9 protein-coding genes are annotated in these 12,163 nt (G+C 72.2%); 6 read left to right on the top strand and 3 right to left on the bottom strand.

What is annotated here, in order from left to right; all coding sequences use genetic code 11:
- Nucleotides 1–105 precede the first annotated feature (105 nt).
- From pheS to ACFZCY_RS21140, 5 genes are all read left to right on the top strand, one after another.
- A complete protein-coding gene (pheS, locus tag ACFZCY_RS21120; protein WP_391175144.1) occupies nt 106–1,227 on the top strand; it encodes a phenylalanine--tRNA ligase subunit alpha in 1,122 nt (373 codons plus the stop codon).
- Complete coding sequence (pheT, locus tag ACFZCY_RS21125; RefSeq protein WP_391175147.1) at nt 1,227–3,752, top strand: phenylalanine--tRNA ligase subunit beta; 2,526 nt, start codon at nt 1,227–1,229, stop codon at nt 3,750–3,752. Before pheS ends, pheT begins: the two co-directional genes overlap by 1 nt.
- 197 nt (nt 3,753–3,949) lie before the next feature.
- Nucleotides 3,950–4,933, top strand: a complete 984-nt coding sequence (locus ACFZCY_RS21130; RefSeq protein WP_391175150.1) for a SpoIIE family protein phosphatase — start codon at nt 3,950–3,952, stop codon at nt 4,931–4,933.
- Nucleotides 4,934–4,962: 29 nt separating this feature from the next.
- Complete coding sequence (locus ACFZCY_RS21135; RefSeq protein ID WP_391175153.1) at nt 4,963–6,300, top strand: transcriptional regulator; 1,338 nt, start codon at nt 4,963–4,965, stop codon at nt 6,298–6,300.
- A 94-nt stretch (nt 6,301–6,394) separates the two neighbouring features.
- A complete protein-coding gene (locus tag ACFZCY_RS21140) occupies nt 6,395–6,925 on the top strand; it encodes an NUDIX hydrolase (protein ID WP_055557464.1) in 531 nt (176 codons plus the stop codon).
- Between the two features lie 49 nt (nt 6,926–6,974).
- On the opposite strand, the gene ACFZCY_RS21145 is transcribed toward ACFZCY_RS21140, so the two are convergent.
- The 3 genes from ACFZCY_RS21145 to ACFZCY_RS21155 form a co-directional block, all read right to left on the bottom strand.
- Nucleotides 6,975–7,232, bottom strand: a complete 258-nt coding sequence (locus ACFZCY_RS21145) for a hypothetical protein (RefSeq protein WP_391175157.1) — start codon at nt 7,230–7,232, stop codon at nt 6,975–6,977.
- Nucleotides 7,233–7,397: 165 nt separating this feature from the next.
- Nucleotides 7,398–8,258: a 3-hydroxybutyryl-CoA dehydrogenase gene (locus tag ACFZCY_RS21150; RefSeq protein ID WP_055557466.1), complete on the bottom strand. Its 861-nt coding sequence runs from the start codon at nt 8,256–8,258 to the stop codon at nt 7,398–7,400.
- 141 nt (nt 8,259–8,399) lie between these two features.
- The gene (locus tag ACFZCY_RS21155; protein WP_391175160.1) at nt 8,400–10,721 is read right to left on the bottom strand and encodes a xyloglucanase; all 2,322 of its coding nucleotides are present in this window, start codon (nt 10,719–10,721) and stop codon (nt 8,400–8,402) included.
- A gap of 182 nt (nt 10,722–10,903) precedes the next feature.
- On the opposite strand from ACFZCY_RS21155, the gene ACFZCY_RS21160 reads away from it, so the two are divergent.
- On the top strand, nt 10,904–12,142 hold the full coding sequence (locus tag ACFZCY_RS21160; protein WP_391175163.1) for a family 10 glycosylhydrolase: 1,239 nt from the start codon (nt 10,904–10,906) through the stop codon (nt 12,140–12,142).
- The last annotated feature ends 21 nt before the right edge of the window (nt 12,143–12,163 follow it).

Below are 12,163 nucleotides of genomic sequence, written 5' to 3' on the forward strand. Positions count from 1 at the left end.
TGTGGGCGCACATGTGGTCGCAAGCGTCGCAGCCGTCGAGCGGGGCCGCGCAGCCGGGGGCCCCTCCCAGCGGTAGCTGGGGGACAATCGGAAGCACAGGAAGAGATGTCGGCACCGAATAAGTCGTACGACCCTGTCGAGGTCGAGGCACTGAAACCGGAAGAGATCGCCCGGATGCGGGACGAGGCGCTGGACGCCATCGCCGCCGCGGGGGACCTCGAAGCGCTGCGCGAGGTGAAGGTCGCCCACACCGGCGACCGCTCGCCGCTCGCCCTCGCCAACCGCGAGATCGGCGCCCTGCCGCCGCACGCCAAGGCGGACGCGGGCAAGCGCGTCGGCCAGGCCCGCGGCCAGGTCACCCAGGCCCTGAAGGCCCGGCAGGCGGAGCTGGAGGCGGAGCGCGACGCCCGGGTGCTGGTCGAGGAGGCGGTGGACGTCACCCTGCCGTACGACCGCACCCCGGCCGGCGCCCGCCACCCCATCACCACGCTCTCCGAGCGCATCGAGGACGTCTTCGTGGCCATGGGCTACGAGGTGGCCGAGGGCCCGGAGGTCGAGGCCGAGTGGTTCAACTTCGACGCGCTCAACTTCCCGCCGGACCACCCCGCCCGCGAGATGCAGGACACCTTCTTCGTGCAGGGCGCCAAGGAGGGGGAGCCCTCCGGGGTGGTGCTGCGCACGCACACCTCGCCGGTGCAGATCCGGTCGATGATCGAGCGCACGCCGCCGATCTACGTGATCTGCCCGGGGCGTACCTTCCGCACCGACGAGCTGGACGCCACCCACACCCCCGTCTTCAGCCAGGTCGAGCTGCTGGCCATCGACGAGGGCCTGACCATGGCCGACCTCAAGGGCACCCTCGACCACATGGTGCGGGCGCTGTTCGGCGAGGGCATGACCACGCGGCTGCGGCCGAACTTCTTCCCGTTCACCGAGCCGTCCGCCGAGATGGACATGCGGTGCTACGTGTGCCGCGGCGAGTCCGTCGGCAACCCGGACCGCCCGTGCCGCACCTGCTCCAGCGAGGGCTGGATCGAGCTGGGCGGCTGCGGCATGGTCAACCCGCGGGTGCTCGTCGCCTGCGGCGTCGACCCGGAGAAGTACAGCGGGTTCGCCTTCGGCTTCGGCATCGAGCGGATGCTGATGTTCCGGCACAACGTGGAAGACATGCGAGACATGGTCGAGGGTGATGTGCGCTTCACCCGGCCCTTCGGGATGGAGATCTGATGCGGGTCCCGCTTTCGTGGCTGCGGGAATACGTCGACCTGCCGGCCGGTGAGACCGGCCGCGACGTGCAGGCCAAACTCGTCGCCGCCGGGCTGGAGGTCGAGACGGTCGAGCAGCTCGGCGCCGGTCTCAAGGGCCCCCTGGTGGTCGGCCAGGTGCTGGCCATCGAGGAGCTGGAGGGCTTCAAGAAGCCCATCCGCTACTGCCAGGTCGACGTCGGCCAGGCCAACGGCACCGGCGAGCCGCAGAACATCGTCTGCGGCGCCCGGAACTTCGCGGTCGGCGACAAGGTCGTCGTCGTGCTGCCCGGCGCGGAACTGCCCGGCGGCTTCGCGATCTCCGCGCGCAAGACCTACGGCAAGACCTCCGAGGGCATGATCTGCTCCGCCGCCGAGCTGGGCATGTCCGACGACCACGACGGCATCATCGTGCTGCCGCCGGAGCACGAGGTCGGCACCGACGCGATCGAGCTGCTGCAGCTCGTCGACGAGGTCCTGGACATCGCGGTCACCCCCGACCGCAGCTACTGCCTGTCGATGCGCGGCATCGCCCGGGAGACCGGCATCGCCTACGAGCTGCCGCTGCGCGACCCGGCCCTGCTGGACGTGCCCGCGCCCAACAGCCACGGCTACCCGGTCAAGGTCGCCGACCCGGTCGGCTGCGACCGCTTCACCGCCCGTACGGTCACCGGGCTCGACCCCGAGGCGCACTCCCCGATCTGGCTGCGGCGCCGGCTCCAGAAGGCGGGCCTGCGGCCCGTCTCGCTCGCCGTCGACGTCACCAACTACGTGATGCTGGAGATCGGCCAGCCGCTGCACGCCTATGACCGCTCCCGGGTCACGGGCGCGATCGGGGTACGCCGCGCCGAGCCGGGCGAGAAGCTCACCACCCTCGACGGCACCCAGCGCGTCCTGGACGCCGAGGACCTGGTCATCACCGACGACAGCGGGCCGATCGGCCTCGCCGGAGTCATGGGCGGCGCCAACACCGAGATCGCCGACGCCGTCGCCGATCCCGAGACCGGCCGGGTCCAGGGCACCACCGAGGTCGTCATCGAGGCCGCGCACTTCGCCCCGGTCTCGATCGCCCGCACCGCCCGCCGCCACAAGCTGTCCTCCGAGGCGTCCCGGCGGTTCGAGCGCGGCGTCGACCCCGAGGCCGCCTCCGCGGCCGCGCAGCGCACCGTCGACCTGCTGGTGCTGCTCGCGGGCGGCACCGCCGAGGCGGGCGTCACCGAGATCATCTCGCCCGGCGCCCCGCACACCATCACGCTGCGCGCCGACCACCCGGACCGGGTCGCGGGCGTGGCGTACGGCCGCGAGACCGTGGTGCGGCGCCTCCAGCAGATCGGCTGCGACGTCTACGGCGCGGACGACCTCACCGTCACCGTGCCCAGCTGGCGGCCCGACCTGCGCGACCCGAACGACCTCGCCGAGGAGGTCATCCGGCTGGAGGGCTACGAGAACCTGCCCTCCACCCTGCCGCGGCCGCCCGCCGGCCGCGGGCTGACCGAGCGTCAGCGGCTGCACCGCCGGGTCGGCCGGGCGCTGGCCGGGGCCGGTTATGTCGAGGCGCTGAACTACCCGTTCATCGGCGAGGAGGTGCTGAACCAGCTCGGCCTCGCCGCCGACGACCCGCGGCGCGACCTGGTCCGCCTGGTCAACCCGCTCTCCGACGCCGAGCCCGCGCTGCGCACCACCCTGCTGCCCGGGCTGCTCGCCGCGCTGCGCCGCAACACCGGACGTGGTGAGCACGACCTCGCGCTCTTTGAGACCGGCCTGGTCTTCCGCGCCACCGGCGACGAGCCCCCGGCCGTCCGCCTCCCCGTCGACCACCGGCCGACGGACGAGGAGATCGCCCAGCTCGACGCCGCCCTCCCGAGCCAGCCGCGGCGCGCCGCCATCGTCCTCGCGGGCGACCGGCAGCAGGCCGGCTGGTGGGGCAAGGGCACCCCGGTCAGCTGGGCCGACGCCGTCGAGGCGGGCCGTACCGTGGCGCGCGAGGCGGGCGTCGAGCTGATCGTCCGCCAGGACCAGCAGGACCCCTGGCACCCGGGCCGCTGCGCCGCGCTGCTCGCGGTCGTCGACGGTGAGGAGATCCTCGTCGGCAACGCCGGTGAGCTGCACCCGCGCGTCACCAAGGCGCTCGGCCTCCCGGAGCGCACCTGCGCGATGGAGATCGAGCTGGACCGCCTGCAGCGGGCGGGCACCGGCCCGGTGACGTCCCCGCATGTGTCCGCCTTCCCGGTGGCCACCCAGGACGTCGCCCTCGTGGTCGACGACTCGGCCGCCGCGGCCGACGTCGAGAAGGCGCTGCGCGAGGGCGCGGGCGAACTGCTCGAATCGCTGCGGCTGTTCGACGTCTTCACCGGCGAGCAGCTGGGCGAGGGCAAGAAGTCCCTGGCGTACGCGCTTCGCTTCCGCGCCCCGGACCGCACCCTGACCGCCGACGAGGTCGCGGTGGCACGCGACGCCGCGGTGGCCGTGGCGGCCGAGCGCACCGGCGCCACCCTGCGCGGCGCCTGACGGCTCCGCCGTCACCCTGTCAAAGGGGCGCATCCCGCTACGGGGTGCGCCCCTTTGGCGTTTCGTTGGCGGGCGCGGGCCGGTGGGTGGACACAACCGGTGTGTTTCACACGATCGGGTGGGAATCGGAGGGGGGTAGTCCTTTTGGCAGTCGCTGTCGCGAGAATCGTTCCGGTGGCTGCGAGTGGGGGCGACGCATGATCGGGACCAGGGCGGTGTGCGGCAGGAAGCTCGGACTCGTGATGGCGGGGGTGTGGCTGCTCTGCTGTGTGCTCGTGTGGCGGTGGCACGGGCTCTGCGGTCCGCTGCTGGCCGCCGTCCTCCCCCTCGCGTACGCGTTTCGAGGCCGCCGCTCCCGGCTGGTCCGCGAGCTGGAGCGGGCCCGCGAAGTGGCCGCCGCCGCACAGGAGGTGGTGCTGCGGCCGCTGCCGTCCCGGCTGGACGGGATCGAGATGGCGGGCGGCTGTCTGTCGGCCAGCCGCGGCGCCGCGCTCGGCGGCGATCTGTACGAGGTGCTGGCCACCGCGCACGGCGTCCGCGCCGTCATCGGGGACGTACGCGGCCACGGCCTCGCCGCCATCGGCACCGTCGCCGCCGTGCTCGGCAGCTTCCGCGAGGCGGCGCACGAGGAGCCCGAACTCGCCGGTGTCCTCAGGAGGCTGGACCGGGCGCTGCGGCGCCACCTCGGCGACGACCGCGGCGAGGAGTTCGTGACCGTCCTGCTGCTGGAGATCGGCCCCGGCGGCGAGGTGACCGCGCTCAACTGCGGCCACCCCTGGCCGTACCGGCTCCACGAGCAGCCCGTGGGACCGGCGTTGGCCCGGCAGATCACGCCCGGTGAGGTCCTGCCCCCGCTCGGCCTCTTCCCGCTGCCCGCCGAACTGCCCCTGGCCCGCTGCACCGCGCTGCGCCCCGGGGACGCGCTGGTCCTGCACACCGACGGGGCCGAGGACGCGCGCGACGCGCACGGCACGTTCTTCCCGCTGCGCCACGCCCTCGGCGAGGCCGCGGGCAGCGGCCCCATCATCCCCGCGGCCGTCGTGGCGGCGGTGCGGACGGCGGTGCTGCGCCACACCGGAGGGCGGCTCGCCGACGACATCGCCCTGGTGGCGCTGCGCAACGACCGCTGCCCGCTGCCCGCGAGCTTCACACCCCGTGTGAAACGGACTTCACTACGCTGAGAGGCGCGTAAGTCCACCGGGAGGGCGGCATGGAGCCCAACACACTGCTCGACTCCGTACTCGACGAGGCCGGAATCTCCCACGCCGGCCTGGCCGCGCACATCAACGAGGCGGGCCGGGCCCGCGGCATGCAGCTGCGGTACGAACACACCGCGGTCGCCCGCTGGCTGAAGGGGCAGCGGCCGCGCGGCCAAGTGCCGGACCTCATCTGCGAGGTGCTCGGCGAGCGGCTGCACCGCGCCCTCACCCTCGACGACATCGGACTCGGCACCCCCGGCACCCCGCGCGCCCCCGCCACCCCGCTGTCCGGCTTCGTCGAGCGCGCCACCGCGCTGTGGCGCTCCGACGAACAGCAGCGCCCGCACGTCATAGGAGCCCCCGCGGTCACCGGCACGCCCGCCGTGATCCCGGTGTGGGAGTGGGAGAACCCGCCCGAGGACTCCGACGTCTCCCGCCACGGCCTCACGCGCGTGTCCATGACCGACATCGACATGCTGCGCGCCGCCCGCGCCCACTACGAGCAGATGTACCGCAAGGCCGGCGGCGTCGCGACCAGAGCCCGCGTCGTCGGCTTCCTCAACTCCGAGACCGCGCCCCTGCTGCGCGGCGCCTACGCCGACGACATGGGCCGCCAGCTGCACCGGGCGACCGGCGGACTGGTCGCCATCGCCGGGATCTGCGCGTACGACTCCAACGCCCACGGCCTGGCCCAGCGCTACTTCCACCAGGCGCTGCGGCTCGCCAAGGCCAGCGGCGACCGGGGCCTGGGCGCGTATGTGATAGCGCTGCTCGTCACCCAGTCCCTGTTCATGAAGGAGTACCGGCAGGCCGTCGCCTTCGCCGAATCGGCGCTGCGCGCCGCGGGGGCCCAGATCACCCCGGCGCTCGCCGCCGACCTGTACGCGATGCAGGCCAAGTCCTACGCGCGGCTCGGCGACGGGCACAGCGCGCTGGCCTGCATCCGGCGTGCCGAGACGGCCGCCGACCGGATCAGACCCGGCCAGGAGCCCGAGGAGACCGGCTATGTGCAGCCGGGCCTGGTCAACATCCAGGTGGCGGAGGCGCTGCTCAGCCTCGGTGACCTCGGCGCCGCCCGGGAACACGCCACCGCCGCGGTCGGCACGCCCGCCCACGACCGGGGCCGGGTGCACCGGCTCGCCATGCTCACCCACATCGAACTGCGGCAAGGAGACGCGGACCGGGCGGGCGCCACCGCGGTCGAGATGACCGAAAGGGCCCGTGGCATGGAATCCCAGAGGTTACGCGACCGGCTCCGCGCGGTACGTGAACACCTGGCCGCCAGCGAGTGCGCCGCGACGCACGAGGCCGCCGAACTCATCGACGGGGCCCTGCGCGTTCCGCTCTGACCGTGGCCGCCGCCGCGGCCCCTTCCCGGGGCCGCGCCCTCGTCAGCGGTTGGCCGCGAGGATTGCCATCTCTCCGACGGAAGGTGGCCGACCAGTGCGATGGAAGAATCTCACGGAGCAGACCGTGTACGAGAACCGATGGTTCCGGGTCAACCTCGCCGACGTCAGACTCCCCGACGGCCGTCATCTGGATCACTATCTGATCCGGCTGCGGCCGGTGGCCGTGGCGACGGTCGTCAACGAGGCGAACGAAGTACTGCTGCTGTGGCGGCACCGTTTCATCACCGACAACTGGGGCTGGGAACTGGCCGCGGGTGTCGTCGAGGACGGTGAGGACATCGAGATCGCGGCGGCGCGCGAGATGGAGGAGGAGACCGGCTGGCGCCCCGGTCCGCTGCGCCATCTGCTGTCCGTGGAGCCGTCCAACGGGCTCACCGACGCCCGGCACCACATCTACTGGGCCGAGGAGGCCGAGTACGTCGGTCCCCCGGAGGACGACTTCGAGTCGGACCGCCGTGAATGGGTTCCGCTGAAGCTGGTGCCCGATCTGGTCGCGCGCGGTGAGGTGCCCGCGGCGAACATGGCGGCTGCCCTGCTGCTGCTCCACCACATCCGCCTGGGCTGAGCCCCACCGCGCGGACCACGGCAGGCCGCGGGGTACTGGCCGGGAACGGCTAGTGTCCCGCTGCCTGCCACACCGCCAGCGCCAGCGCGGATACCCCCGTCAGAGCGGCGATGGAGGGCAGCGGCCAGCGTCCGTGCTCCAGGACGCGCATGCGCCCGGCCAGTTGGTCCAGCTCCTCCTCCGCCTGCTCTCCGCGGTGGTCGTGCAGGATGAGCCGGCCGTCGACGCGGGCGAAGCCCACTTCGACGCTCCGGCGGAGTTCCGCGAGCTCCACGGCTAACGCGGTCTGCTCGGGCTCGGTGGTCACGGGTTTGCTCCCCTTCCGGATGTACGTCCGTGCTGCACTGTTCACGCTCCGAGTCAACCGCGTGACCGGGCGGCGCGGGAGAGTGTGTGGGGATTGTGTGTGAGTCACCGGCGCACACCCCGTGCGAACGGCGTCGCCACCGGAGTGCGTACGCGACGCGTACGCCTACGCGTACTCGTAGAAGCCCGAGCCGGTCTTGCGGCCCAGCCGGCCCGCGTCGACCATGCGCAGCAGCAGCGGGGGAGCGGCGTACAGCGGCTCCTTGTACTCGGAGTACATCGAGTCGGCGATGGCCGCGATGGTGTCCAGGCCGATCAGGTCGGACAGCTTGAGCGGGCCCATCGGATGGGCGCAGCCCATCTCCATGCCGTTGTCGATGTCCTCGCGGGTGGCGACACCCGAGGAGAACATCCGGATGGCGGACAGCAGATACGGGATCAGCAGCGCGTTGACGACGAAACCGGCCCGGTCCAGGGCGTGGATCGCGTGCTTGCCGAGCATGCCCTCGACCAGCGCCTCGGACCGCTTGATGGTCTCCTCACCGGTGGTGAGCGCCGGGATCAGCTCGACCAGCGACTGCACCGGGGCCGGGTTGAAGAAGTGGATGCCGATGACCTGGTCCGGGCGCGAGGTCGCCACGGCCAGCTTGACCAGCGGGATGGACGAGGTGTTCGAGGCGAGGATGGCGTCCGGGCGGGTCACCACCTGGTCCAGGACCTGGAAGATCTGCGTCTTGATCTGCTCGCTCTCGACGACGGCCTCGATGACCAGATCGCGGTCGGCGAACTCCCCGAGGTCCGTGGTGAAGCTCAGCCGCTCCAGCGTCGCGTCCCGCTCCTCCTCGGTGATCTTGCCGCGGGCGGCGGCCTTGTCGAGAGAGGTGGTCAGGCGGGTGCGGCCGATCTCCAGAGCCTCGCCGGTGGTCTCGGCGACCTTGACCTCCAGGCCGGATCGCGCACACACCTCCGCGATGCCCGCTCCCATCTGGCCGCAGCCCACTACTCCGACGCGTTCGATGTCGGTCACATCGTGCCTTTCGCTGAGCTAGCTGTCGTCTGTGATCCCCCTGCCGACCAGACGTTACCTCCCGGTTAGGCGCGGCGGACGGGCCGGGGCCGCATTGCGGCGCCCCGGCCCGCCCGTGTTCACGGTGTGCCGACGGGGCCGTTACGACGCGTCTCCGCGCAGGATCCCGCGGCCGTTCGTGCCGACGTAGACCCGGCCGTAGACCCGTGGGTCGCCGGTGATGGTGGCGCCGGTCCAGCCCCACTGACGCGTGTCGTCGTTGATCCGGGTCCAGCTCTTCCCGGCGTCGGTGGAGCGGAAGATGCCGCGCACCCCGCCGATCTTCGCACTGGTGTAGAGCGTCTGGTACGAGGCGCCGGGGGCGGCCTTGCCGAAGCCGATGGTGTCGGCCTGCTGGACGCCCGGCAGCTTGGTGAAGGTCGCGCCGGAGTCCGTGGAGTGCCACAGCCCGTACGCGCCGCTCGCGGTGCCGCCCGCGAGCCAGATGTCGCCCTCCGCGCCCGGTACCGCCTTGAAGCGCACGCTCTCGGCGGGCAGCCCGGACGATGCCTTGGCGGTGAAGGTGGCGCCGCCGTCGGTGCTCACGTAGAAGGTGCCGGACTTGTAGCCGTAGAACTTCTTCGGGTTCTTACGGTCGGACTCGACCACCGCCCCGGCCGGGATGCCGCTGGAGGCCGTCCAGGAGTTGCCGAAGCCGGCGGTGCGGTAGACGGCCGACGCGCCGTCGGGGCTCCAGACGAAGCCGCTGCCGTCCGCCGCCGCGGCCACCGTGCCGCCGCCGGTGACGCCGGGTGGCTCGGTGCCCTGGAACCAGTTGGCGCCGTTGTCGGTCGAGAAGGCGACGCGCGGGGCGGTGTCGTTGTTGCCGACCCGCACCACGGTGTTCGGGCTGCTCTCGGCGTAGTCCAGGCTGGTGGTCGTGGTGAACGACGGCGAGGCGTACATCTTCGCGGGCACCGCGTCGAGATCGGTGTGGCGGAAGCCGCCGATGTCGCCGAGCGCGCTCAGCAGCGGGGCGCCGGACGGCGGGCTGGCCAGGTCGTTGACCGCGGTCTCCTCCAGGCCCTTCACCATCGGCGTGATCTTCGCCTGGCCGCCGGAGTCCCACGCGGTCAGGTTCTCGGTGCCGTAGACCGTCGCGCCGGTGCCGTACATCATCCGGTTGGAGTCGAACGGGTCGATCTCCAGCGCCTCGGTCATCCAGCCCAGCTTCGGGGTGACCTCGGGCGGTGTCGGATTGGTGCCGAAGGACAGCCAGGGGACGGACGAGATGTCCTGGGTGTAGCGGAAGGACCGGTTCGGGTAGTTGGTGTAGTCCCAGGCGCGGGTCCAGGTGGCGCCGGAGTCGGTGGAGCGGAAGATCTGGGTGTCCGGCCACCAGGAGCTGTAGCCGGTCACCATGAGGGTGCCGGGCTTCTGGCGGTCCACTGTGAGTCCGCTGTAGCCGAAGGAGGTGTCGGCGTCCGCCATGGGGCTGATGTTCTTCCACTCGCCGGTCGCGGTCGCATAGCGCCACACCTGGCCCTTGTCGCCGTCGTACGGGCCGCCCTTGTCGCTCGTGGTGAGGTACAGGTAGCCGTTCTTCGCGTCCAGGACGCCCTTGTGGGAGAGGTAGCCGGTGGGCTGCCCGGCCAGCCGCGACCAGGTGGCGCCGGCGTCGGTCGAGCGGTAGACCGTGTTGTCCTTGTCGGCCACGCCCACGTAGATGGTCTTCGTGGCGCTGCCGGAGGAGCCGGTGCGCTCGTCGAACGTCACCCACACCACGCCCTGGTTGTCGCTCGCGTAGCCGCTGGTGTCGTTCGGGTCCTGGACATAAGTGCCGGGGTTCGGGAAGGCGGTCACCTTCGACCAGCTGACCCCGGAGTCGGTGGAGCGCCACAGGCCGTTGCCGCTGGGCGCGCCGAGGTACAGCACGCTGTTGCGGTTCGGGTCGACCGCCAGCCGTTCGCCCATGCCACGGCCCGGCATGTTGCCGCCGAGCTTGAAGGGCAGCGCGGTCGACTGCCACGTGGCGCCCCGGTCGGAGGAGCGCAGGACCGCGCCGTTGCCCGGGTCCCAGCTGTTGGTGTACGTACCGGCCGCCGCGTACACCTTGTTCGGCGCGACCGGGTCGCTGGCCAGGCTGACCACGCCGGTCCAGCCCCAGTGGTCCCAGCCCACCGAGTCCAGCAGTGGCACCCATCGCTTTCCGGACTGGTCCCAGCGGTACGCGCCGCCGATGTCGGTGCGGGCGTAGGCGAGGTTCTTCTCCTTGCGGTTGAAGACGATGCCGGGGACGAATCCGCCGCCGTCGATGCGGACGTTCTTCCAGCTGTAGCTGTCGGCCGCGCTTCCGGCCGGGGTGGTGGGGGAGTCGTCGGGGCGGGCCGCCGCGGGGGCGGCGGCCGCGGTGAGTAATCCGCCGACGAGTGCCAGCGCGGCCATGAGCGCGCCGAGCGGGGTTCTCCTGCCTCTGCTGCGCACGGGAACTTCCTCTCCGGGCGTGGGGGTGTGAGGTGTGATTTGGGAGCGCTCCCATGCGTGCGTGCTCTTGATGCTAACGGCCGGATGGCCGTGCGAGAAGAGTGAAGTCACGGGGTACCCATTGCCGCCCGCCCCCAAGGCGCCCATCATCGGCTGGAGTTGCGCCTCAGTGAGGAGTGGGCATGGGTCGGATCACGGGCATCACACGACGAAGCCTGACGGCCGCGGCCGCCGGGGCGCTGGCCACGGCCCTCACCGCGGGCGAGGCGGCGGCGGCGGACGGGCGGGCGCGCCCCGGACAGTTCCGGGGGATGTGGCTGGCCACGGTCGCGAACCGCGACTGGCCCGCCCGCCCCGGACTCCCCGCCGCCGAACAGCGGGCCTCGCTGCTGGCCTTCCTCGACACCGCCGTCGAGCGGCGGCTCAACGCGGTCGTCTTCCAGGTCCGGCCCACCGCCGACGCGCTGTGGCCGTCCCCGTACGAGCCCTGGTCGGAGTGGCTGACCGGGACGCAGGGCCAGAACCCGGGCTGGGACCCGCTGGGCACCGCGGTGCGCGAGGCGCATCGGCGCGGCCTTGAGCTGCACGCCTGGTTCAACCCGTACCGCGTCGCGAACCACGCCGACCCCGGCAGGCTGCTGCCGACCCATCCGGCCCGGGTGCACCCCGAGTGGGTCGTGCCGTACGGCGGCAAGCTCTACTACAACCCCGGGCTGCCCGAGGTCCGCCGCTTCGTCCAGGACGCGATGCTGCACGCGGTCGCGCGCTACGACATCGACGCCGTCCACTGGGACGACTACTTCTACCCCTATCCGGTGGCGGGCCAGGTCTTCGACGACGACGCGGCGTACGCGCGGTACGGCGCGGGCTTCCCCGACCGGGCCGCCTGGCGGCGGAACAACATCGACCTGCTGGTGCGGGAGACGGCCGTACGTATCAAGCGGCTGCGGCGGGGCGTGCGGTTCGGCATCAGCCCCTTCGGCGTGTGGCGCAACCGCGCCAACGATCCGCTCGGCTCCGACACCCGGGCCGGGGTGCAGACGTACGACGATCTGTACGCGGACACCCGGCGCTGGGTGCGGGAGGGCTGGATCGATTACGTCGTCCCGCAGGTGTACTGGAACATCGGCTTCGCCGCCGCCGACTACGCCACCCTCGTGCCCTGGTGGGCGGAGGTGGTGCGGGGCACCGGTGTCGGCCTCTTCATCGGTGAGGCGCTGTACAAGGCGGGCGATCCGGCGCAGCCCGCGCCCTGGCAGGACCCGGCGGAGCTGTCCCGCCACCTCACGCTCTGCGCGGGGTATCCGCAGGTGCGGGGGAACGTGTACTTCTCGGCGAAGGAAGTGGCCGCCGACCGCAACGGCGCCATGGCGCGCGTGGTCGCCGACCACTATCCGTGCCGGGTACGTCCGCCCCGCTGAGCCCGACTCGCGGCCGGGCCG

Origin of the sequence: Streptomyces sp. NPDC007983 (genome assembly GCF_042958345.1) — a bacterium.
Classification (GTDB): domain Bacteria; phylum Actinomycetota; class Actinomycetes; order Streptomycetales; family Streptomycetaceae; genus Streptomyces.

Excerpts from the sequence above, each read along its gene's own strand:
- pheS (WP_391175144.1), top strand. The coding sequence starts at position 106 with ATGTCGGCACCGAATAAGTCGTACGACCCTGTCGAGGTCGAGGCACTG.
- pheT (WP_391175147.1), top strand. The coding sequence starts at position 1,227 with ATGCGGGTCCCGCTTTCGTGGCTGCGGGAATACGTCGACCTGCCGGCC.
- ACFZCY_RS21130 (WP_391175150.1), top strand. The coding sequence starts at position 3,950 with ATGATCGGGACCAGGGCGGTGTGCGGCAGGAAGCTCGGACTCGTGATG.
- ACFZCY_RS21135 (WP_391175153.1), top strand. The coding sequence starts at position 4,963 with ATGGAGCCCAACACACTGCTCGACTCCGTACTCGACGAGGCCGGAATC.
- ACFZCY_RS21160 (WP_391175163.1), top strand. The coding sequence starts at position 10,904 with ATGGGTCGGATCACGGGCATCACACGACGAAGCCTGACGGCCGCGGCC.